Origin of the sequence: Rhodococcus sp. SORGH_AS_0301 (assembly GCF_030818285.1) — a bacterium.
Lineage (GTDB): Bacteria > Actinomycetota > Actinomycetes > Mycobacteriales > Mycobacteriaceae > Rhodococcoides.
The window spans coordinates 2,398,240-2,419,721 of record NZ_JAUTAC010000002.1 but is presented as its reverse complement, the minus strand read 5'-3'; the positions used below and the strand labels follow the sequence as shown (position 1 = coordinate 2,419,721).

Annotated in this window: 21 protein-coding genes; 17 read left to right on the top strand and 4 right to left on the bottom strand. The window is 70.2% G+C overall.

Annotated features, from left to right (window positions below; all coding sequences use genetic code 11):
- On the top strand, positions 1–1,863 hold the full coding sequence (glmS, locus tag QE397_RS11885) for a glutamine--fructose-6-phosphate transaminase (isomerizing) (RefSeq protein ID WP_056442516.1): 1,863 nt from the start codon (positions 1–3) through the stop codon (positions 1,861–1,863).
- Here glmS and QE397_RS11880 read toward each other — a convergent pair whose 3' ends face one another.
- Positions 1,864–2,232, bottom strand: a complete 369-nt coding sequence (locus QE397_RS11880) for a plastocyanin/azurin family copper-binding protein (protein WP_307093475.1) — start codon at positions 2,230–2,232, stop codon at positions 1,864–1,866.
- 56 nt (positions 2,233–2,288) lie between these two features.
- Here QE397_RS11880 and QE397_RS11875 point away from each other — a divergent pair, with 56 nt between their 5' ends.
- The 7 genes from QE397_RS11875 to tsaD are packed head-to-tail and all read left to right on the top strand — an operon-like array spanning position 2,289 to position 8,683.
- Complete coding sequence (locus tag QE397_RS11875) at positions 2,289–3,719, top strand: NAD(P)H-hydrate dehydratase (protein ID WP_307093474.1); 1,431 nt, start codon at positions 2,289–2,291, stop codon at positions 3,717–3,719.
- A 40-nt stretch (positions 3,720–3,759) separates the two neighbouring features.
- Complete coding sequence (gene alr / locus QE397_RS11870; protein WP_373425230.1) at positions 3,760–4,950, top strand: alanine racemase; 1,191 nt, start codon at positions 3,760–3,762, stop codon at positions 4,948–4,950.
- A 20-nt stretch (positions 4,951–4,970) separates the two neighbouring features.
- Complete coding sequence (locus QE397_RS11865) at positions 4,971–6,020, top strand: alpha/beta fold hydrolase (RefSeq protein WP_027503799.1); 1,050 nt, start codon at positions 4,971–4,973, stop codon at positions 6,018–6,020.
- Positions 6,013–6,483 carry a tRNA (adenosine(37)-N6)-threonylcarbamoyltransferase complex ATPase subunit type 1 TsaE gene (tsaE, locus tag QE397_RS11860; protein WP_051613037.1) on the top strand — a complete coding sequence of 157 codons (471 nt, stop codon included), beginning with the start codon at positions 6,013–6,015 and terminating at the stop codon, positions 6,481–6,483. Before QE397_RS11865 ends, tsaE begins: the two co-directional genes overlap by 8 nt.
- Before the next feature lie 21 nt (positions 6,484–6,504).
- Positions 6,505–7,161: a tRNA (adenosine(37)-N6)-threonylcarbamoyltransferase complex dimerization subunit type 1 TsaB gene (tsaB, locus tag QE397_RS11855; protein ID WP_307093472.1), complete on the top strand. Its 657-nt coding sequence runs from the start codon at positions 6,505–6,507 to the stop codon at positions 7,159–7,161.
- On the top strand, positions 7,158–7,640 hold the full coding sequence (gene rimI, locus QE397_RS11850; RefSeq protein WP_307093471.1) for a ribosomal protein S18-alanine N-acetyltransferase: 483 nt from the start codon (positions 7,158–7,160) through the stop codon (positions 7,638–7,640). Before tsaB ends, rimI begins: the two co-directional genes overlap by 4 nt.
- Complete coding sequence (gene tsaD / locus QE397_RS11845) at positions 7,637–8,683, top strand: tRNA (adenosine(37)-N6)-threonylcarbamoyltransferase complex transferase subunit TsaD (protein WP_056442507.1); 1,047 nt, start codon at positions 7,637–7,639, stop codon at positions 8,681–8,683. Before rimI ends, tsaD begins: the two co-directional genes overlap by 4 nt.
- Positions 8,684–8,690: 7 nt before the next feature.
- Here the strand turns inward: tsaD and QE397_RS11840 are convergent, their stop codons facing one another.
- Positions 8,691–10,256, bottom strand: a complete 1,566-nt coding sequence (locus QE397_RS11840; protein ID WP_307093470.1) for an Hsp70 family protein — start codon at positions 10,254–10,256, stop codon at positions 8,691–8,693.
- Between the two features lie 173 nt (positions 10,257–10,429).
- Between QE397_RS11840 and QE397_RS21790 the strand changes: the two genes are divergently transcribed.
- The 3 genes from QE397_RS21790 (at position 10,430) to groL (ending at position 12,991) form a co-directional block, all read left to right on the top strand.
- Positions 10,430–10,669, top strand: a complete 240-nt coding sequence (locus QE397_RS21790; RefSeq protein ID WP_373425229.1) for an LLM class flavin-dependent oxidoreductase — start codon at positions 10,430–10,432, stop codon at positions 10,667–10,669.
- 318 nt (positions 10,670–10,987) lie between these two features.
- The gene (gene groES, locus QE397_RS11830) at positions 10,988–11,287 is read left to right on the top strand and encodes a co-chaperone GroES (protein ID WP_027503792.1); all 300 of its coding nucleotides are present in this window, start codon (positions 10,988–10,990) and stop codon (positions 11,285–11,287) included.
- An 87-nt stretch (positions 11,288–11,374) separates the two neighbouring features.
- Positions 11,375–12,991, top strand: a complete 1,617-nt coding sequence (groL, locus tag QE397_RS11825; protein WP_027503791.1) for a chaperonin GroEL — start codon at positions 11,375–11,377, stop codon at positions 12,989–12,991.
- Between the two features lie 64 nt (positions 12,992–13,055).
- On the opposite strand, the gene QE397_RS11820 is transcribed toward groL, so the two are convergent.
- The gene (locus QE397_RS11820; protein WP_037183820.1) at positions 13,056–13,349 is read right to left on the bottom strand and encodes a WhiB family transcriptional regulator; all 294 of its coding nucleotides are present in this window, start codon (positions 13,347–13,349) and stop codon (positions 13,056–13,058) included.
- A 298-nt stretch (positions 13,350–13,647) separates the two neighbouring features.
- Here QE397_RS11820 and QE397_RS11815 point away from each other — a divergent pair, with 298 nt between their 5' ends.
- The 3 genes from QE397_RS11815 to QE397_RS11805 all read left to right on the top strand — a co-directional run bounded on the left by QE397_RS11815 (position 13,648) and on the right by QE397_RS11805 (position 16,133).
- Positions 13,648–14,403: a hypothetical protein gene (locus QE397_RS11815; protein ID WP_307093469.1), complete on the top strand. Its 756-nt coding sequence runs from the start codon at positions 13,648–13,650 to the stop codon at positions 14,401–14,403.
- Between the two features lie 136 nt (positions 14,404–14,539).
- Positions 14,540–15,118, top strand: coding sequence for a sigma-70 family RNA polymerase sigma factor (locus QE397_RS11810; protein ID WP_027503789.1), 579 nt, complete (start codon positions 14,540–14,542; stop codon positions 15,116–15,118).
- A complete protein-coding gene (locus tag QE397_RS11805) occupies positions 15,111–16,133 on the top strand; it encodes an anti-sigma-D factor RsdA (RefSeq protein ID WP_307093468.1) in 1,023 nt (340 codons plus the stop codon). The genes QE397_RS11810 and QE397_RS11805 overlap by 8 nt, the downstream gene beginning before the upstream one ends.
- 87 nt (positions 16,134–16,220) lie before the next feature.
- On the opposite strand, the gene QE397_RS11800 is transcribed toward QE397_RS11805, so the two are convergent.
- Complete coding sequence (locus QE397_RS11800; RefSeq protein ID WP_027503788.1) at positions 16,221–16,625, bottom strand: DUF5319 domain-containing protein; 405 nt, start codon at positions 16,623–16,625, stop codon at positions 16,221–16,223.
- Between the two features lie 287 nt (positions 16,626–16,912).
- On the opposite strand from QE397_RS11800, the gene guaB reads away from it, so the two are divergent.
- From guaB to QE397_RS11785, 3 genes are all read left to right on the top strand, one after another.
- Positions 16,913–18,379, top strand: a complete 1,467-nt coding sequence (gene guaB / locus QE397_RS11795) for an IMP dehydrogenase (RefSeq protein WP_027503787.1) — start codon at positions 16,913–16,915, stop codon at positions 18,377–18,379.
- Positions 18,380–18,448: 69 nt separating this feature from the next.
- On the top strand, positions 18,449–19,591 hold the full coding sequence (locus QE397_RS11790; protein ID WP_027503786.1) for a GuaB3 family IMP dehydrogenase-related protein: 1,143 nt from the start codon (positions 18,449–18,451) through the stop codon (positions 19,589–19,591).
- 80 nt (positions 19,592–19,671) lie between these two features.
- Positions 19,672–21,462, top strand: coding sequence for an FAD-dependent oxidoreductase (locus tag QE397_RS11785; protein WP_285188612.1), 1,791 nt, complete (start codon positions 19,672–19,674; stop codon positions 21,460–21,462).
- Positions 21,463–21,482: the final 20 nt, after the last annotated feature.

Genomic DNA, 21,482 nt, shown 5'->3' with positions numbered 1-21,482 from the left:
ATGTGCGGAATCGTCGGGTACGTCGGACATCGTCGAGCGCTACCGGTGGTGGTGGAGGCATTGCGCCGGATGGAGTACCGCGGATACGACTCGGCCGGCATCGCCGTCCTGGACGGGTCCGGGGGAATGGCCGTCGAGCGCAAGGCCGGGAAACTGGCCAACCTCGAGGCCGAACTGGACGAACTCGGGCGGGACACCTTCGTCGGCACCAGCGGGATCGGCCACACCCGGTGGGCCACCCACGGACGGCCCACCGATCGCAACGCCCACCCGCACCGCGACCGCGCCGACCGCGTCGCCGTCGTGCACAACGGCATCATCGAGAACTTCGCGCCGCTGCGCGCCGAACTCGAGAACGCAGGCGTCGAGTTCGAGTCGGACACCGACACCGAGGTGGCCGTCCATCTGGTCGCCGCCGCCTACGACGAGGGCCCCACGGCCGGAGACTTCGTCCAGAGCGCCCTCGCGGTGCTGCAGCGCCTCGAAGGCGCCTTCACGCTCGTGTTCACCCACGTCGATCACCCCGACACCATCGTCGCGGCCCGTCGCTCCACCCCGTTGGTCGTCGGCGTCGGCGAGGGCGAGATGTTCGTCGGGTCCGACGTCGCCGCCTTCATCGAGCACACGCGCGACGCGGTCGAGCTCGGGCAGGACCAGGTCGTGGTGATCACCGCCGACGGCTACGACGTCATGAACTTCGACGGGTCCGAGGCCGAGGGGCGTCCGTTCCGCATCGACTGGGACCTCGCCGCCGCCGAGAAGGGTGGTCACGACTACTTCATGTTGAAGGAGATCCAGGAGCAGCCCGCGGCGGTCGCGGACACCCTCCTCGGACACTTCACCGACGGTCGCATCGTCCTCGACGAGCAGCGACTGTCGGATCAGGAGCTGCGCGACGTCGACAAGGTGTTCGTCGTCGCGTGCGGCAGCGCGTACCACTCGGGGCTGCTGGCGAAATACGCGATCGAGCACTGGACGCGCCTCCCCGTGGAGGTGGAGCTGGCCAGCGAGTTCCGTTACCGCGACCCCGTTCTCGACCGCTCGACACTCGTGGTGGCCATCTCCCAGTCGGGCGAGACCGCCGACACGCTGGAGGCGGTCCGGCACGCGAAGGAGCAGAAGGCCCGAGTCCTGGCCGTCTGCAACACCAACGGTTCCCAGATCCCGCGCGAGGCCGACGCGGTGCTCTACACGCGGGCGGGACCGGAGATCGGTGTCGCGTCGACCAAGGCGTTCCTCGCCCAGGTGACGGCCAACTACCTGGTCGGTCTGGCGTTGGCGCAGGCTCGCGGTACCAAGTACCCGGACGAGGTCGCACGGGAGTACGCGGATCTCGAGGCCATGCCGGACCTGGTGAGGAAGGTGCTCGAGACGGTCGAGCCCGTTCGCGCTCTGGCCCGCGAGTTGGCGTCGTCACCGACGGTGCTGTTCCTGGGTCGCCACGTCGGTTACCCGGTCGCCCTCGAAGGTGCGCTCAAGCTCAAGGAGCTCGCGTACATGCACGCCGAGGGCTTCGCCGCCGGCGAGCTCAAGCACGGTCCGATCGCCCTCATCGAGGACGACCTGCCCGTGATCGTCGTGATGCCGTCGCCGAAGGGCCGAGCGGTGCTGCACTCGAAGATGCTCAGCAACATCCGTGAGATCCAGGCGCGCGGCGCCCGGACCGTCGTGATCGCCGAGGAGGGCGACGAGACGGTGCGGCCGTTCGCCGATCACCTCATCGAGATTCCGGCCGCGCCGTCACTGCTGCAGCCGCTGTTGTCGACGGTGCCGCTGCAGGTGTTCGCCGCCGAGGTCGCGCAGGCGCGCGGCTACGACGTGGACAAGCCGCGCAACCTCGCGAAGTCGGTCACCGTCGAGTGATCAGCTCTCTCGGACGATGACGGTGCCCGTCATGTTCGGGTGCACCGAGCAGAAGTACGGGTACGTGCCGGGGTCGTCGAACGTCTGACTGAACTGACCCGACGAGATCATCGGGCTGTGCAGCAGACGGGACGCCGCGTCGATGCCGATCACGTTGTGCGCGACACCGGTGTCGTCGAAGAACCACGTGACGGTGTCGCCGGGCGAGATGGTGACGCTGGCAGGGGAGTAGGCCATCGCGGCGACCGTGACGACGTTCGGCCCGGTCGGATGTTCGGCGGTGGGGGCGTCCTCGGTGCACGATGTGAGCGACAGTGCCAGTGCGGCAGTGACTCCGATCGTCGCCGCGAGTGTTGTCAGGCGAGCCATGATTCCCACGGTAGACCTGCCGTGCATCGTGGCCTGTCGGCGCTACCGTGGGACGCATGCGTCACTTCCACACCGCCGACGAGGTGCGAGCGGCGGAAGCCCCGCTGCTGGCCCGACTGCCCGAGTACGCGGCGATGCGCCGCGCGGCCCACGGACTGGCGACGGTCGTCGCTCGTGAACTCCGGGCCCGCACCGGCGGGGTGGTCGGCAGACGGGTGCTCGTTCTCGCCGGATCCGGGGACAACGGCGGCGACGCGCTGTTCGCCGGCGCCGAACTACGGCGGCGCGGCGTTGCCGTGGAGGCACTGCTGCTCCGCCCCGATCGCGCCCACCCCGCCGCACTGGCGGCGTTCCGGGCCGCCACGGGACGTGTGGTGACGCTGGCCGGCGACCCCGATCTGGTGATCGACGGCATCGTCGGCCTGTCCGCGCGGGGATCGCTCCGACCGGACGCGGCCGCGATCGTCGACGGACTCACCGCCCCCGTCGTGGCTGCGGACCTGCCGTCGGGTGTCGACCCGGACACGGGCGACGTCGACGGTCCCGCCGTCCGTGCCGCCGTGACGGTGGCGTTCGGCGCCTACAAGCCGGTGCACGTGCTCGCGAGCGCGTGGTGCGGCGAGCTGCACCTGATCGACATCGGCCTCGTTCCGGCCGCCGCGACGATCACGTCTCCCGACGACGTCGAGGTGGGCCGCGCGTGGCCGGTACCCGGACCTGCGGACGACAAGTACTCCCAGGGCGTCACCGGAATCATGGCGGGCAGCGAGAAGTATCCCGGCGCGGGCGTGCTGTGCACGGGCGCTGCGGTGGCGGCGACGTCCGGCATGGTCCGCTACGTCGGGCAGGGCGGCGCCGAGGTGGTGCATCACTACCCGGAGGTGGTCACCGCCCGTTCGGTCGACGAGGCAGGACGTGTACAGGCCTGGGTGGTCGGGCCCGGCTTCGGCACCGACGACGACGCGGCCGACCGGCTGCGCTCCGTCCTGGAGTCCGACGTCCCGGTCCTCGTCGACGCCGACGGACTGACCGTGCTGTCGCGGCGACCCGAGCTGGTGCGCGGACGGTCGTCGGCGACCGTGCTGACACCGCACGCGGGAGAGTTCGAGCGACTCACCGGGTCCGCGCCCGGACCCGATCGTGTCCGGTCCGTCCGTGCCCTCGCGGCCGACTGGAACGTGACGGTGCTGCTCAAGGGGCGAGCGACGGTGATCGCGGATCCCGACGGCACCGTCTCCGTCGACGACGCGGGGTCGTCCTGGTCCTCGACGGCCGGGTCCGGCGACGTGCTGTCCGGCATGATCGGAGCGCTCCTCGCGGCGGGCGTGCCGGCCCGCACCGCCGCCGTCATGGGCGCTCGCGCGCACTCGCGGGCGGCCGCGCTCGCCGCCACCGATCGAGGTCGGCGTACCGCTGCTCCCATCTCCGCCTCACCGCTGCTCCGCGCCGTTCCGGACGCGGTCGGCGACCTCCGCGCACAGGCCTGACACCCGCCACCGCACGTCGGTGCGGGGTGTCGATGGCAGAATGACGCCGGTGAACAGCGCGCAGGAGGTGCCGACGAGTCCGGTCGCACCGGCTCCGACTTCTCGCCCGCAGGCCGAGGCGCTGATCGATCTGGACGCCGTCGCGCACAACACCCGCATCCTGATCGAGCACGCCGGCGATGCTGCGGTGATGGCCGTCGTCAAGGCGGACGGCTACAACCACGGCGGAGTGGAGGTCGCGCGGGCGGCGCTCGCGGCCGGTGCTAGCGAACTCGGTGTCGCCACGGCTGCGGAGGCGCTCGGACTGCGCGCCGCGGGTCTCACGGCGCCGGTGCTGTGCTGGTTGCACGCCCCCGGCACCGACTTCACGGGACTGATCGACTCGGACGTCGAGATCGGCGTGTCCTCGCCCCGTCAGATAGCGGAGGTCGCCGACGCCGCACGCCGTGTCGGCCGTCCCGCCGTGGTGTCCCTCAAGCTCGACACCGGCATGAATCGCAACGGGGTGGGTGCGGACGAGTTCGACGCGGCCGTCGACGCCCTGGTGGCGGAGCAGCGTGGTGGCGCGCTGCGCGTGCGCGGCCTGTTCTCCCATCTGGTCGATGCGGACGTGCCCGGCGATCCGATCAACGACCGGCAGAAGGAGCGCTTCGACGCCGCCGCAGGCGCGATGGCCCGAGCGGGCGTGGCACCCGAGGTACGGCACATCGCCAATTCCGCCGGTGCCCTGACCCGCCCCGACCTGGCCTACGACATGGTCCGACCGGGCATCGCGCTGTACGGCCTGTCCCCGGCACCCCATCTCGGATGGTTCGGACTGCGCCCCGTCATGACGCTGCGCGCCACGGTGATCCTGCTCAAGCGGGTGGCTGCCGGCGACGGCGTCTCCTACGGCCACGAGTGGATCGCTCCCGTCGACACGACGGTGGCGCTGCTGCCCGTGGGCTACGCCGACGGCATCACGCGCGCGCTGAAGAACCGATACGAGGTGTCGATCCACGGCGTGCGGTATCCGGCGGTGGGCCGGGTGTGCATGGACCAGATCGTCGTCGACCTCGGACCCGGCCGCCCAGACGTCGCCGAGGGGGACACCGCGTACCTCTTCGGACCGGGCGACCACGGGGAGCCCACGGCCCAGGACTGGGCGGAGACGCTCGACACGATCAACTACGAGGTGGTGACCGGTATCCGCGGTCGAGTACGACGGACGTTCGCCAGAGGGGTCTCGTGATCAGCGCCCGTCTCGCCGGAATGGCCGGGGGCGCGGCGAGTATCGCGGCCGTGGCCGCCGTGGCCGGCATCACGGCGGTGCGGCGCCGGGTGGGCCCGCCGGTGCCCGACGCCGGTCGGCGTGAGGACTTCGAGTCGATGGAGTTCGATCGCGGGTGCGTCGTCGCCAGCGGAGACGGAGTGCCGCTGGCGGTGCGCGAGGTCGGTCCACTCGAGGCGCCGCTGACCGTGGTGTTCGTGCACGGATACTGCCTGCGCATGGAGTGCTGGCACTACCAGCGTCGCGAGCTCGCCCGCCGGTGGGGCGACGACGTGCGGATGGTGTTCTACGACCAGCGCGGTCACGGCCGATCCGGTGACGTCTCGCCGGACGAGTGCGACATCGCCCGCCTCGGCATCGATCTCGCCGACGTGATCCGGGCCGTCGCACCGCGTGGGCCGCTGGTGCTGGTGGGCCACTCGATGGGCGGCATGTCGGTGCTCGCGGCCACTCGCCAGTTCCCCGACGCGGTGGCCGAGCGGGTCGTCGGAGTCGCGCTGATGTCCACCACCGCAGCGGGTCTCGCGCGTACCGGTCTCGGACGGAACCTCCAGAATCCGGCCGTCGACGCGTTCCGGCTCGCGGTGCGGACCGCTCCGGGTGCGGTCCAGTTCGGCCGCGGTGTCGTGCGCGGGGTCATCGCCCCGGTGCTGCGCGCGGCGTCGTTCGGCACCGCGGTCAGTCCCGCCCTCGAGGCGTTCGCCGAGCAGATGATCCACGACACCTCGGTGGTGACGATGGTCAACTTTCTCCAGGCGCTCGAGCTGCACGACGAACTGGAGGCGCTGCCCGTCATCGCGGACACGGCGACCCTGGTGCTGTGCGGCGACGACGACTGGGTCATCCCGTTCGACAAGTCGGAGCAGCTGGCCGACGCGCTCCCGCACGCCGAGATGGTCCGGGTCCGCCGCGCCGGTCACCTGGTGCAGCTCGAGTTCCCCGACGAGGTGAACGACGCCCTGGACCGTCTGGTACAGCGTGCACGCGACGGACGGGTCCGCGCCGAACCGACGAGGCGAACCGTTGGCTGACGCGGTGCCGGTCGAGGGGGAGGCCGTCCTCTCGACGGCCGAGGACACCGAGCTCCTGGGCGAGCGCCTCGCCGCGGAGCTCGAAGCGGGCGACGTCGTGGTGCTCGACGGACCCCTCGGCGCAGGTAAGACGACGCTGACGAAGGGTCTCGCCCGCGGACTCGGCGTGCTCGGCCGCGTGAGCTCGCCGACGTTCATGATCGCGCGCACCCACCGCGCCGGCGGGGACACCGGCCCCGGGCTCGTGCACGTCGACGCCTACCGGCTGGGGCTCGGAACCGGCGCCTCGGCGATGGACGAGCTCGACGCCCTCGACCTCGACACCGAGCTGGCGGACTCCGTCGTCGTCGTGGAGTGGGGCGAGGGCATCGCGGAGGCCCTCGCCGACCGGCACCTGCTGATCCGGCTGCGGCGCGAGCCGGAGTCCGACGTCCGCACCGCCACGTGGCAGTGGATCGGGTGAGCACGGGTAATCTGGATCCCCGTGCTGATACTCGCCGTGGACACCTCCACTCCCGCCGTGACGGCCGGGGTGGTGCGGCTCGACGACACCGGCCCGCAGCCGCTCGCGACGCGCGTCACCGTCGACGCCCGTAAGCACGCCGAAGTTCTCACCCCACACATCCTCGAGTGCCTTGCCGACGCCGGCATCACCGCGGACGACCTGTCCGCTGTCGTCGTCGGCACCGGACCGGGGCCGTTCACCGGCCTGCGCGTGGGCATGGCGACGGGAGCCGCCTTCGGTGACGCCCTCGGCATCCCGGTGCACGGCGTCGGCAGTCTCGATGCCATCGCCGCGGCCGTGCCCGGTGATCGCGAGGTCCTCGTCGTCACGGATGCGCGTCGCCGGGAGGTGTACTGGGCACGGTTCCGCGGCGCCGAGCGCGTCGCCGGACCGTTCGTCTCGCCCGCCGCGGACATCGTCGTGGGGGAGTCGACGGTGGTGGCCGGATCGGCACTGCACGTCGATCTGGTGGACCTGCCCGTGGAACCGGTCGAGAGTCCGTCCCCGGAATGCCTCGTCGCCGTGGCCGCGCAGGCGCTGCGCTCCGGCGCGGAGCCGACGTCGTTATTGCCGCAGTATCTCCGGCGTCCCGACGCGGTCGCGACGGCCGATCGAGCGGCGAAGACCCGCGCATGATCGGCACGGTCGAACCGATGCGCGTCGAGGACGCGGACCGGTGCGCGGAGCTCGAGGCCGTGCTGTTCCCCACCGACGGGCCCTGGCCCGCATCGGCCTTCGTCGAGGAACTGCGCGGCCCGCACGTGCGGTACTTCGTCGTGCGAGAGGACGACGGTCGGGCCGTCGGGTACGCCGGGATCGCGTTGCTGGGCAAGGGCGAGGACACCGAGTCCGAGGTCCACACCATCGGCGTCGATCCCGCCGCGCAGCGTCGCGGTATCGGCAGGGCACTGCTCGACGCGTTGCTGCACGAGGCGGACCTGCACGGCGGTCCGGTGTTCCTCGAGGTGCGCACCGACAACGAGTCGGCCATCGAGTTGTACCGCCGTGCGGGCTTCGACATCGTCGGGACGCGCCGCCGCTACTACCAGCCCAGCGGTGCGGACGCGTACACCATGACCAGGCCCGCCCCGACTACGAGAGGTGGTCACCCGTGATCGTCATGGGGATCGAGAGTTCGTGCGACGAGACCGGTGTCGGCATCGTCCGCTACACCGGAGACGCGTCGGGCACCGGCACGTGCGAGATGCTCGCCGACGAGGTCGCGTCCAGTGTCGACGAGCACGCCCGCTTCGGTGGTGTCGTCCCCGAGATCGCATCGCGCGCACACCTCGAGGCCATCGTGCCCACGATGCGACGAGCGTTGGCGCAGGCGGGCATCCGTCGCCCGGACGCCGTCGCCGTCACCATCGGACCGGGCCTCGCCGGAGCGCTCCTCGTCGGTGTCGCGGCGGCGAAGGCCTACGCGGCCGCGTGGAACGTGCCGTTCTACGCGGTCAACCATCTCGGTGGTCACGTCGCGGTGGACACCCTCGAGCACGGCCCGATGCCGGAGTGTGTCGCGCTGCTGGTCTCGGGCGGACACACGCACCTGCTCGAGGTGTCCTCCCTCGCCGAACCGATCGTCGAACTGGGCAGCACCGTCGACGATGCGGCGGGAGAGGCCTTCGACAAGGTCGCCCGGCTCCTCGGACTCGGGTATCCCGGCGGTCCCGTGCTCGACGCGCTCGCCGCAGAGGGTGATCCGCGCGCCGTCGCGTTTCCTCGCGGCATGACCGGACCACGCGACTCCCGCTACGACTTCTCGTTCTCCGGCCTCAAGACCGCGGTGGCTCGCCACGTCGAGTCGGCGCAGCGCGCCGGCCGTCCGATCGTGGTGGCCGACGTGGCCGCGTCGTTCCAGGAGGCCGTCGCCGATGTCCTGACGATGAAGGCGCTGCGCGCCGTGACCGACCGGGGGATCGGCACCCTCGTCCTGGGCGGCGGTGCCACTGCGAACTCGCGTATCCGATCGCTCGCCGAGGAGCGGTGCGCCGCGGCCGGGGTGACGCTGCGCGTGCCCACTCCGCGTCGATGCACCGACAACGGCGTCATGATCGCCACGCTCGGGGCGCACATCGCTGCATCCGGAGCCGAGCCGTCACCGCTGACGGCGGCGACCGATCCGGGCCTGCCCGTCTCGGTCAGCCAGGTCGTCTGACGGCCCGTCAGGCGGGCGGTGCAGTCGACGGTGTGACCGTCGGAGCGGACGTGGTCGGTACGGGAACGAGGCCCTCGGGGAGCACGGACTCCGGCACCACGGCACCGGGCGCGGGCGACACCGGTGTCGATCCGGACTCGGGCGTGCTCTCCGGCGTCGTCACCGGCGGGGTCGGCAGCACACTGGTCAGGTCCGTCCACCACGGCGGGATGCCGGGAACGTCCGGCAGGACGATGACCGGAAGATCGGGAGCCGGGCGGAGTGTCGGGGTGGAGGACGTCGGCGGCGCCACGGTCGTCGTCGCCGTGGCCGACGGTGACGACGAGCGAGTCGGGTAGGGACGCACCTCGGGGGTGTAGGTGTAGTCGGTCGTCGGCCACGGTTCCGCGGCCGTGGGCTCCGGCGCGTCGTCCTCCCAGCCACCGGTCAGAGCGGGCGGCGCCGCCTCGGGTGCCGACGCGCTGGTGGCCGTCTCCTCCGTGGTCGAGTTCGGGAGTTCCGAGGTGGCCACCGTGGTGACGGCCGGCTCGCTCGACGGGGTCAGGGCCTGGACGCCGTACGCGAGCACGACGGCCATGGCCGCGCACGCCGCGGCGAGCAGCCCGACCGTTCGCAGGCCCCCGGCGATCGAGGTGGGCGGCCGGGTGGACGCGGGCAGCACCGAGTGGCCGAGGTCGCGGGCCAGCAGGGCTGCGCCCTTGGCCACGGCGGCATCGGGTTCGGGCGTCGGCACCGCGGGCACGTCGGCGGCGTGGGTGATGGTCTCGACCACGGCGGGCACGTGGGCGCCGCCGCCGACCACGGCGGCCGCCTCGGGGCGTGCGGTCGGGCCGGCCTCGTCGAGCACCTCGAGAACCAGCTCGCGCAGCGCAGCCAACGGTGCGGCGATGGCGACGACCATCTCGGCGCGAGTCACGGTGAGCGTCTCGGCTCCGGGCAGATCCACGGTGACGGACTCGTGGAAGGACAGTTGCTCCTTGGCCGTGCGCAGACGTGCCGCGACCACCGGGCGATCCGAGGTGGTGACCGCGGGCAGCCTCTCGGCGGTCAGGGCGAGGAGGTGCGCGTCGAGGACGGCTCCGCTGACCTCGTCGGTGCGCCGGACCGCGCGCACGGTGCCGTCGACCTGATCGATCACCGTCGTGGTGGTGCCCGAGGCGCCGACGTCGACGAGCAGGACGTGGCCGTACCGCGCCACCTCGCCGGTGTGCCGGAGCCAGCACAGCAGAGCGTCGGTGTCGGTCACCAGATGGTCGTCCGTCACGTGATGACGACGGGTCGCCGACAGAATGGACCGCGACCCGAGGCCGCCGCGATGCGCCACGGCGATACGTCCGCCCGACGTGGCGGGGCGGGTGTCGTCGTCGACGAGGTGGTGGGACGCGAGATCGAGCGAGGTGGCGACCAGGTCACCGATGTCGGAGCGGGCGCCCTCGGCGGTCACGGTGCGGTAGTCGAAGGTCTCGGTGCCGTCGGGAGCGGTGGTGAGGACGGCGCAGCACACCACCTCGGATCCTGCCGAGACCCCGATGGTGGGTTCGGGGACCACACTCTCCTGCTGTGTGTCCGACACGTGCATGCACCTCCTCGGGCGGTCGTTCCTACGCTGCCGTTATACGAATGTTACCGAACTCCGCCGGAAATAGTGCACATCCCGCGCTGGTTCCGGCCGCGGAGGGACACCGAACCCCTTCCTGACCAGTGCAATGACGAGACGTCACGAAAGTGAGAAAGGGGCGCGTCACCGTGTCTGCGAGCGTCGAGATCGGCATCACCACCTTCGCCGAGACCTACCCGGAGGAGGGAGTCCAGGAGGTGCGCGGCCACGGTCGACGACTGCGCGAGGTGGTCGAGGAGGCCCAGCTCGCCGACGAGGTGGGACTGGACGTGTACGGCGTCGGTGAGCATCACCGCGAGGACTTCGCCGCGTCCGCGCCCGCCGTCGTGCTCGCGGCGATCGCGGCGGGACCGAGCGCATCCGTCTGACGCATCAGCGTCGGCACGCTGCCCCACGAGACGGTGCTGCGCTCCATCGAACTTCTGGGCCGCGAGGTCGCGCCTCTGGTCCGCGAGGCGATGGCGTCCTCGACGCGACACGAGAATGTGCACTCGTGAAGGTTGAGTGCTGGCACTCGCGTGTATAGAGTGCTAGTCGACGACAGGTTCAGTGACCCGGCACCCGCGACGACGGGCCACCGCAATCGTGCGTCGTGAACCAGAGCAGTACCCAGCAGGACGAACACCAGCACAATCCGTGCCGGGGACCAGCCCCGGACCGACAATCGTGAAAGTGGAGGGCTCATCGTGGCAGGCGTGAACATCAAGCCGCTCGAGGACAAGATCCTCGTCCAGGCCGTCGAGGCCGAGACGACGACCGCCTCCGGCCTGGTCATCCCCGACACCGCCAAGGAGAAGCCCCAGGAGGGCACCGTGGTGGCCGTGGGTGAAGGCCGAGTGACCGACAAGGGAAATCGCATCCCTGTCGACGTCAAAGAGGGTGACACCGTCATCTACAGCAAGTACGGCGGCACCGAGATCAAGTACGCCGGCGAGGAGTACCTGATCCTGTCCGCACGCGACGTGCTGGCAGTCATCTCCAAGTAAGCCCCACGCCTTCCGCCCCGGTGTCCTTGTCTCGAGGACCCGGGGCGGAATGCGTCACGCCGTACTGATGAGGAGTTGGTAGGCCACATGTCCAAGCAAATCGAATTCAACGAGGTCGCACGACGCAGCCTCGAGAGGGGCGTCGACAAGCTCGCCGACGCCGTCAAGGTCACCCTCGGGCCCCGCGGCCGGCACGTGGTGCTGGCCAAAGCCTTCGGTGGTCCCACCGTCACCAACGACGGCGTGTCCATCGCCCGTGAGATCGACCTCGAGGATCCCTTCGAGAACCTCGGCGCACAGCTCGTCAAGAGCGTCGCCACCAAGACCAACGACGTCGCCGGTGACGGTACGACGACGGCGACGGTACTGGCACAGGCCCTGGTCAAGCAGGGGCTCAAGAACGTCGCCGCCGGTGCCAACCCCATCGCGCTCGGCGCCGGCATCACCAAGGCCGTCGAGCACGTGTCCGAGGCACTGCTCGCCGCCGCGGTTCCCGTGCAGGGCGAGAAGTCCATCGCGCAGGTCGCCACCGTGTCGTCCCGCGACGAGGTCATCGGCCAGATGGTCGGCGAGGCGCTCACCCGCGTCGGCGCCGACGGTGTCGTGACGGTCGAGGAGTCGAGCTCGCTCGTCTCCGAACTCGTCATCACCGAGGGCGTGCAGTTCGGCAAGGGCTACCTCTCGCCGTACTTCGTCACCGATCCGGACAGTCAGGAAGCGGTCTTCGAGGACGCGCAGATCCTGCTGTACCGCGAGAAGATCTCGTCCCTTCCCGATTTCCTGCCGCTCCTGGAGAAGATCGCGGAGTCGGGCAAACCGGTTCTCATCATCGCCGAGGACATCGAGGGCGAGGCACTGTCCACGCTCGTCGTGAACTCGATCCGCAAGACGGTCAAGGCCGTCGCGGTGAAGGCGCCGTTCTTCGGAGACCGCCGCAAGGCGTTCCTCGAGGACCTCGCCATCGTCACCGGTGCCACCGTCATCAACTCCGACATCGGCCTCAGCCTCAAGGATGCGGGCCTCGACCTGCTCGGCAGCGCACGCCGCGTCGTCGTCACCAAGGACGAGACCACCATCGTCGAGGGTGCGGGCACCGCGGAGGCCATCGCCGACCGCGTCGGACAGCTCCGTCGCGAGATCGAGGCGACCGAGTCCGACTGGGACCGCGAGAAGCTCGAGGAGCGTCTGGCGAAGCTGGCCGGCGGAGTCGCGGTCATCAAGGTCGGTGCCGCCACCGAGACCGACCTCAAGGAGCGCAAGTTCCGCGTGGAGGACGCCGTCAACGCCGCCAAGGCAGCTGTCGAGGAAGGCATCGTCTCCGGTGGAGGCGCCGCGCTCGTGCACGCCAGCCGCGGCCTGAAGGACCACCTCGGTCTGACGGGCGACGAGGCCATCGGCGTCGAGGCAGTGCGCCTCGCGCTGCGGGCCCCGATGTACTGGATCGCGAGCAACGCCGGTATCGACGGTTCCGTCGTCGTCGGCAAGCTCGTCGACGCGGACGACGGCACCGGCTTCAACGCCGCCACGCTGACGTACGGCGACCTGGTCGCCGACGGCGTCATCGACCCGGTCAAGGTCACTCGCTCGGCCGTGGTGAACGCCGCGTCCGTCGCGAAGATGATCCTCACGACCGAGTCGACCGTCGTCGACAAGCCCGAGGTCGTCGAGGACGAGGGCGGCCACGGTCACGGCCACAACCACTGACCACCCTCTCGACGAGCGAGGCCCCATCGGACACTGTCCGGTGGGGCCTCGCTCGTTCGTGGGGTCAGGAGGCCAGACGGCGACGGTTGCGCCGCGCGAAGACCTCTCGCTCGGTCTCGGACATGCCGCCCCAGATGCCGTACGGCTCGCTCACGGCGAGCGCGTGGCTCCGGCACTGGGCGAGGACGGGGCACGCGCGGCACATCTCCTTGGCCTTCATCTCGCGTTGCGCTCGCGCTCGTCCTCGTTCACCATCGGGATGGAAGAACATCGACGAGTCCTCGCCGCGGCACGATCCGTGCATCTGCCAATCCCAGATATCGGCATTGGGTCCGGGAAGGTGATTGGGCTGGGGCATTGTGTACTCCTAGGACTCTCACGCACGGTCGTGAATTCTTCTGGTGCAGTTCACGATCTGTCGCAACCGTAGAGCCGGGCGAGTTTCACCGTCAACAGTCTCGATCGTGGTGATCTGCATACTCCGAGCAGGCATTAATTAACTCGGACGACACTTTTCTCTGGTGTCGAGCCGGTAGGGGAGTCCTCGTAATGTCCCTGTCACATCGTCGACAAGACACCGACACACTGTGCCCGGAAATGTCGTGATATTTCGTGTGTAAATTCCTGGATAACGCCCGAAGACTATTCTGTTTCCCGTGCAGTCCTCGTGTCCTCCCGTGCCCGGTCCGGACTCCCTGACACGGTGGTCGGAGGCCGTCGACGCCGGGGCCCGCGGGTGGTACGCCGCCTCGCTCACTTGGGCCCGGTCGCTGCGGCGCGACGCCGATCCGGCCGTGCGGTCCCTGAGCGCGAGCCTCGAGGGGTCGCTGCTGCGCCAACTCGGCCGCCACACCGACGCCGCGGTGCGTGACGGCGCGGCGCTCGTCGACAGCGGCTTCTCCCGTGGGACAGGTCCGCGCCGGGCGATCGACGTCGACGCCGCCGTGGACGCCCTCGTCGGTCTCGCCGCCGATGCCATCGGTCCCCGCCGCCTCGCGCGGGCCGACGTCCTCCTCGCCCGGGCGGAGTCGGTGCTCGCCACCCGGCCGGGGCACCAGCGAGTGTCACTCCGCGTGATGTGGGTCCGGGCGGAGGTGGCGATGGCGTCGGGTGACGCGCGGCGCGCCCTCGACGCGGCGGAGGCATCCGTTCGGGCGGCACGGGAGTTCCGGTCGCCGCGGCACCTCGTCAAGTCCCGTGTGGTGCACGCCGCGGCCCTGCTGGTGGGGGGTGATCACGCGGGCGCCGCGACGGCAGCGCGCGCGGTGCGCGACGACGCCGTCGACGCCGACCTGCTCCCGCTCGCGTGGGCCTCCGCCTGCCTGTCCGAAGCGTGCGGTGACCGCGACGCCGGCGCTGTCCGACGAGGGTTCGAGGTTGCGATCCGGTCACGCGGTGGGCAATTCTCGTGACCGAACCGTACGGTTCGGTCGAGCCGCGTCGGGCGGCGACTATCCTTGAGAGGTTCCGCACCGGGCCGTCGGGGACCGGGAGGAAGCGCGCTCGATTCCGGAGCGGGCCCGATGTGAGGTGGGAAACACTCTGACGATGATTGCCACGGGTGAGGGGCTGGACTCGGCCGTCGCCGCAGCTGCTCGCGGCGACCGAAGGGCTCTCTCCGTCGTCCTCGAAACCATCAGGCCGATCGTGGTCCGGTACTGCCGGGCGCGCGTCGGTGCAGGTGAGAGGGGTCAACTGTCTGCTGACGACGTCGCCCAGGAGGTGTGCCTCGCGGTCATGACAGCGCTGCCGCGCTACGAGGACCAGGGCCGCCCCTTCATGGCGTTCGTGTACGGGATCGCATCGCACAAGGTCGCGGACGCCCATCGCAGCTCGTCGCGTAACAAATCCGAACCGATGGCCGATGTACCGGATGTCATGTCCATCGAGGACGGCCCCGAGCAACGGGCGCTGGATTCGGAGGCAGGACGCCGCATGAACGAACTGCTGTCGACGCTGTCGGAGAAGCACCGCGAGATCCTGGTGCTCCGGTTGGTGGTCGGGTTGTCGGCAGAGGAGACGGCCGCCGCCGTGGGTAGTACCGCAGGCGCCGTTCGTGTGGCGCAGCACCGGGCAATAGCGAAGCTGAAGAACGAAGTAGTGGGAGCAGGTGACAAGTATGGCTAGGGACTCGTGGCGCGGCAGCGCTGGAGATTCTCGGCACGGCGCCTCCGGACACGGAGCCACCGGCCGCCCCGACGCCTCCGGCGCAGGTGGCGTCGATCCCCGAGCCGTCGACGACCTCGAGTCGTCCGGCCCGGTCGACATCATGGCCGTGCGCCGTGACGACGCGCTCATCGATGCGATCGCGAGCGACGGTCCCGTCGCGACCGTCGACTCCGACGAGTATCGCCTGGCCAGTCTGCTGGCCGAATGGCGTTCCGACATCCTCGCCGACCCGCTCCCCGAGAGTCCCGATCTCGATCAGGTCGCCGCGGCGATCGATCTCGCGCTGGCCGAGGACGCGCTGCACCGTCAGCGCACGCGGAGCCGGATGCGTTTCCTGCGCCCCGTCGCCGGTGCCGCGGCCGCCGTCGCGTTCCTCGCGGGTGGTGTCACGGCGTTCTCGTACAGCGCGATGCCGGGCGATCCCCTGTGGAAGGTGAAGGAGGTCGTCTTCACCCAGCAGGCCGATTCGACGGTCGCGCAGGTCGACACCACGTCGGCGCTGCAGGAGGTCGAGGATCTGCTCGCTCGTGGTGACGCGGAGACGGCCAAGACTCGTCTGGCCGAGGCCGCACAGCGCACGGAGAGCATCCGCGACGAGGACGAGCGTGCCCAGCTGCAGATGTGGTGGACGCGCCTGTCGGACGAGTTGGCAAAGCTGACAGCGCCGGCCGCCGTTCCGCCGCCGGCGTTGCCGACCACGCCGGTCACCACGGTGCCGACCGTGCCGCAGGACGTCATCCCGGAGATCCCCGTCGATCCGAGCCTGCAGCTCCCGCAGGTCCCGCTCCCGACGGAGATCCCGCAGCTGCCGACCGACATCCAGCTGCCGTTCCCGCTGCCGACGGACCTGCAATTGTTCCCGCAGGCGCCCACCACAACGGTCACCATCCCGCCGGAGATCCTGCGAGCCCCTGCGCCCGTGCCGTCGACGACGGCGGCGGTCACCCCGGACACGTCCGTGGTGCCCAACTGACCTCGAGTCACCGACCACGTGCACGACGAAGGCCCGCAGACACTGTCTGCGGGCCTTCGTCGTGAAGTGGTGTCGCGCGCCGACGCCCTAGGAGTCGTACCCGTCGCCCTGGAGCGCGTCGTTCATGGACGCGTCCGCGTATCCGCGGCAGTAGTCCCACGTGACGTACGCGTCGGGAATCGGGTCGTACGCGGGCTCGTGGGGACGCACCGTGCCGTCGACGAGAAGCTGCAGCAGGTTCGCGCGCAGCATGTCCCAGTCGTGGTAGTGGTCCTGCTGGCAGTCCTCGCAGCACACGACGAGGCCTCGCACGCCGCGGTGGGCGAGCAGTGCCTCGTAAACGGCGAGATCCGCGAGATCCTCCTCGACCGCCAGGCGTTCCTGGGGATCGAGGGGCTGTCCGGGCTCGATGGCGTCGAGGGCGGCCGAGGGGTCGGCTGGATCGCCGGCGAAGGGATCCGGCGGCAGACCTGGAGGCAGTTGATCGCGCACACGTCCACGGTACGCAGCAAGTGCCGGTCTGCGCCAGCGCTACACGGCTCCGCGGGGGTCCGGCGGCCTCCGGCGCACGGGGTGACCTGCGCCGGGCGGGGGACCGATACGATGTACCGCGAGCGGACGAGGGAAGTCCCCGGCTCGCACATCGATCGACCGCAGCTCAGGAGGGCCCGATCCGTATGAGTACCCCCGACAGGCCCGTGACCGCCGCAGAGGACTCGACCGCCCGCGTCGAGGCGACCCGTGTCCGCACCGGTGGCGACGACCCGAACAAGGTTGCCATGCTGGGCCTCACCTTCGACGACGTTCTCCTCATACCCGCCGCATCGGATCTCATTCCGAGCAAGGTGGACACGTCCAGCCAGCTCACCCGCGAGATCCGGCTGCGCGTCCCCCTGGTGTCCAGCGCCATGGACACCGTCACCGAGGCACGCATGGCCATCGCCATGGCTCGCGCCGGCGGTATGGGCGTCCTGCACCGCAACCTGTCCGCGGCCGATCAGGCGGCGCAGGTCGAGGTGGTCAAGCGGTCCGAGGCCGGCATGGTCACGGATCCGGTGACGTGCTCGCCGTCGGACACGCTCGCCGAGGTCGACGCGCTGTGCGCCAAGTTCCGCATCTCCGGCCTGCCCGTCACCGACGAGCGCGGCGAACTGGTCGGCATCATCACCAACCGCGACATGCGGTTCGAGGTCGACCAGAACCGCACCGTCGCGGAGGTCATGACCAAGGCTCCGCTGGTCACCGCGCGCGAGGGTGTCACGGCCGACGCCGCGCTGGGCCTGCTGCGTCGTCACAAGATCGAGAAGCTGCCCATCGTCGACGGACACGGCCGGCTCACCGGTCTGATCACCGTCAAGGACTTCGTCAAGACCGAGCAGCACCCCTACGCCACCAAGGACCGCGACGGTCGCCTGCTGGTCGGTGCCGCCGTCGGCGTCGGCGACGACTCCTGGTCCCGCGCGATGCTTCTCGCGGAGGCAGGGTGCGACGTGCTCGTCGTCGACACGGCGCACGGGCACAACTCCCAGGTCCTCGAGATGGTCAGCAAGATCAAGGCCGAGGTGGGCGAGCGTGTCCAGGTCGTCGGCGGCAACATCGCCACCCGCTCGGGAGCGCGCGCCCTGGTCGAGGCGGGTGCGGACGCCGTGAAGGTGGGCGTGGGTCCCGGTTCCATCTGCACCACCCGCGTCGTCGCCGGCGTCGGTGCCCCGCAGATCACGGCCATCCTCGAGGCGGTCGCGGTGTGCAAGGCCGCCGGTGTGCCAGTCATCGCCGACGGCGGACTGCAGTTCTCGGGTGACATCGCCAAAGCTCTCGCCGCCGGCGCCTCCACCGCGATGCTCGGATCCCTGCTCGCGGGCACCGCCGAGTCGCCCGGTGAGCTGATCCTGGTGGGCGGCAAGCAGTTCAAGAGCTACCGCGGCATGGGTTCGCTGGGCGCCATGCAGGGACGCGGCGCGACGAAGTCCTTCTCCAAGGACCGCTACTTCCAGGACGACGTGCTGGCCGAGGACAAGCTGGTGCCCGAGGGCATCGAGGGGCGCGTGCCGTTCCGAGGCCCGCTGTCCCAGGTCATCCATCAGCTCACGGGCGGACTGCGGGCCGCGATGGGCTACACGGGGTCGAACTCGGTGGAGGAGCTGCAGGAGGCGCAGTTCGTGCAGATCACCTCTGCCGGACTCAAGGAGAGCCACCCGCACGACATCACGATGACCGTCGAGGCACCGAACTACACTGCCCGCTGACTCGATTCCGGCCGGAGTCGAGCGCCTCCCGACCCACGAGGTCCGCGAGGCCTACGAGAGAGGACGCGCGTGCGCGACCTGGTGGAAATTGGCATGGGCCGCACGGCTCGACGGACGTACGAGCTCGAGGACGTGGACATCGTCCCGTCCCGGCGTACCCGGTCGTCGAAGGAGGTGTCGACGGCATGGCAACTGGACGCCTACCGCTTCGACATCCCGATCGTCGCGCACCCGACCGACGCGTTGGTGTCTCCGTCGTTCGCGATCGAGCTGGGCAAGCGCGGTGGCCTCGGCGTCATCAACGGTGAGGGCCTGTGGAGCCGCCACGCCGACGTGGAGTCGGTGATCGATCAGCTCGTCGAGCTCGCGGAATCGGACGTCGACGCGGACGCGCCGGTGAAGATGCTGCAGAAGCTCCACGCCGCACCCCTGCAGCCGGATCTGCTGGCCGCCGCCGTCGCGCAGGTGCGGGAGGCCGGTGTCACGGTCGCCGTGCGCGTCAGTCCCCAGAACGCACGGTCGCTGACTCCGGCACTGGTGGCCGCGGGCATCGACCTGTTGGTCGTGCAGGGCACGATCATCTCTGCGGAGCACGTGGGGCACCCGAGCGAGGAACCGCTCAACATGAAGACGTTCATCGCCGAGCTCGACGTTCCCGTCGTGGCCGGCGGCGTGAGCGACCACCGCACCGCCCTGCACCTGATGCGGACCGGCGCCGCGGGTGTCATCGTCGGGTACGGATCCACCGAGGGTGCCACCACCACGGGCGAGGTCCTCGGTATCGGTGTCCCGATGGCCACCGCGATCGCCGACGCCGCCGCCGCCCGTCGTGACTACCTGGACGAGACCGGCGGCCGGTACGTGCACGTGCTCGCCGACGGCGGGATCTCGACATCGGGTCATCTCGCGAAGGCCATCGCCTGCGGTGCGGACGCCGCCGTGCTCGGCGCACCGCTCGCCCTGGCCGACGAGGCTCCCGGCCGCGGCTGGTACTGGCCGTCGGCAGCGGCGCACCCGTCGATGCCGCGCGGTGCGTTCCTGCCCGTGTCGTTCGGCGAGGACCGTCCGTCGCTGGACCGCGTCCTGTCCGGTCCGTCGACGGACCCGTTCGGTTCGCTGGACCTGGTCGGCGGCCTGCGACGGTCGATGGCCAAGTCGGGCTACTCCGATCTCAAGGAGTTCCAGAAGGTGGGCCTCAACATCCGCGGATAGTCGCGACCAGTTCCTGTCACCCGGATTCACACGTACGGTATCGTGGTGCCGATCACGTCCGGGTCTATCAGGAGGTCTCGATGAGCGACGCAACCACGACGAGCGCCACCCCGCACTACGACGTACTCGTCGTGGGGTCCGGCTTCGGTGGCAGTGTCACGGCGCTGCGGCTCGTCGAGAAGGGGTACTCGGTCGGCGTTCTCGAGGCCGGGCGTCGGTTCGAGGACGACGACTTCGCGGCGACCAGCTGGGACCTGAAGAAGTTCCTCTGGGCGCCGAAGCTGGGCTGTTTCGGCATCCAGCGCGTCCACCTGCTGCGTGACTGCCTCATCCTTGCCGGCGCCGGCGTCGGCGGCGGGTCGCTGAACTACGCCAACACGCTCTACCAGCCGCCGCGGACGTTCTTCCAGGACCAGCAGTGGTCGCACATCACCGACTGGCACTCCGAGCTGACGCCGTTCTACGAGCAGGCGCAGAAGATGCTCGGTGTCGTGCAGAACCCGCACATGACCCCGGCGGACCACGTCATGAAGTCCGTCGCGGACGACATGGGCGTCGGCCACACCTTCATCCAGACGCCCGTCGGCGTGTTCTTCGGCGACGAGCCCGGCAAGACCGTGCCCGATCCGTACTTCGGCGGCATGGGCCCGGACCGCACCGGCTGCATCGAGTGCGGCGAGTGCATGACGGGCTGCCGCCACAACGCCAAGAACACGCTGCTCAAGAACTACCTCGGCCTCGCGGAGAAGGCCGGCGCGGACATCGTGCCGATGACCACCGTCACCGACCTGACACCGCGACCGGACGGTTCGTGGGTCGTGTCCACCGAGCGGACCGGCGCGCGCCTGCGCAAGGGCCGTGCCACCTACACCGCGGGGCACGTCGTCCTCGCCGCCGGCACGTGGGGCACCCAGCAGCTCATGCACAAGTTCCGCGACACGGGTTCACTGCCGAACCTCTCGCCCACGGTCGGGCGCCTGACGCGCACCAACTCGGAGTCCATCGTCGGCGCGGGCAAGCTGACCTACGACCCGTCGATCGACCTCACCCGCGGTGTCGCGATCACGTCGTCGTTCCACCCCAGTGCGGACACGCACATCGAACCGTGCCGCTACGGCAAGGGCTCCAACGCGATGGGCCTGCTGCAGACGCTCATGACGGACGGCGGCGGCCGCACCCCGCGGTGGCTCAAGTTCCTCGCCGAGGTGGTCAAGAACCCCGTCCGGTTCCTGCGCATGATGAACACGCGGCACTGGAGCGAGCGCACCATCATCGCGCTGGTGATGCAGAACCTCGACAACTCCATCACCACCTTCACCAAGCGTGGTCCGTTCGGGCGTCGCCACGTCAGCAGCCGGCAGGGACACGGCGAGCCGAACCCCACGTGGATCCCGATGGGCAACGAGGCCACCCGGCGCATCGCGAAGAAGATCGACGGGATCGCCGGCGGGACGTGGGGAGAAGTCTTCAACATCCCGCTCACCGCCCACTTCCTCGGCGGCTGCGTCATCTCCGAGGACGTCGAGAACGGCGTCATCGACCCGTACCACCGCGTGCACAACTACCCGACGCTGAGCATCGTCGACGGCTCGTCGGTGTCCGCCAACCTGGGCGTCAATCCCTCGCTGACCATCAGCGCGCAGGCGGAGCGGGCCGCGTCGCTGTGGCCGAACAAGGGGGAGAAGGACCTTCGGCCCGCGCAGGGACTGCCGTACGAGCGCATCGAGCCCATTGCACCTCGCAGCCCGGTGGTTCCCGCGCACGCACCGGCGGCGCTCGTGCTGCCCATCGTCGAGATCCGGACGCCGACGAGTACGCCGCCGTCCTCGACGCGGGTCGTCAGCCACGCGGGCAGCACCGGCGCGGCATGAGGGCGGACGCGCTCTCTAGA

What these genes read in the sequence shown, in the direction of transcription:
- alr (WP_373425230.1), top strand. Translation starts at nt 3,760, where the DNA reads ATGACGCCGGTGAACAGCGCGCAGGAGGTGCCGACGAGTCCGGTCGCA.
- QE397_RS11810 (WP_027503789.1), top strand. Translation starts at nt 14,540, where the DNA reads ATGATTGCCACGGGTGAGGGGCTGGACTCGGCCGTCGCCGCAGCTGCT.
- QE397_RS11805 (WP_307093468.1), top strand. Translation starts at nt 15,111, where the DNA reads ATGGCTAGGGACTCGTGGCGCGGCAGCGCTGGAGATTCTCGGCACGGC.
- rimI (WP_307093471.1), top strand. Translation starts at nt 7,158, where the DNA reads ATGATCGGCACGGTCGAACCGATGCGCGTCGAGGACGCGGACCGGTGC.
- groL (WP_027503791.1), top strand. Translation starts at nt 11,375, where the DNA reads ATGTCCAAGCAAATCGAATTCAACGAGGTCGCACGACGCAGCCTCGAG.
- QE397_RS11820 (WP_037183820.1), bottom strand. Translation starts at nt 13,349, where the DNA reads ATGCCCCAGCCCAATCACCTTCCCGGACCCAATGCCGATATCTGGGAT.
- QE397_RS11880 (WP_307093475.1), bottom strand. Translation starts at nt 2,232, where the DNA reads ATGGCTCGCCTGACAACACTCGCGGCGACGATCGGAGTCACTGCCGCA.
- QE397_RS11875 (WP_307093474.1), top strand. Translation starts at nt 2,289, where the DNA reads ATGCGTCACTTCCACACCGCCGACGAGGTGCGAGCGGCGGAAGCCCCG.
- guaB (WP_027503787.1), top strand. Translation starts at nt 16,913, where the DNA reads ATGCTGGGCCTCACCTTCGACGACGTTCTCCTCATACCCGCCGCATCG.
- QE397_RS11865 (WP_027503799.1), top strand. Translation starts at nt 4,971, where the DNA reads ATGGCCGGGGGCGCGGCGAGTATCGCGGCCGTGGCCGCCGTGGCCGGC.
- QE397_RS11785 (WP_285188612.1), top strand. Translation starts at nt 19,672, where the DNA reads ATGAGCGACGCAACCACGACGAGCGCCACCCCGCACTACGACGTACTC.
- glmS (WP_056442516.1), top strand. Translation starts at nt 1, where the DNA reads ATGTGCGGAATCGTCGGGTACGTCGGACATCGTCGAGCGCTACCGGTG.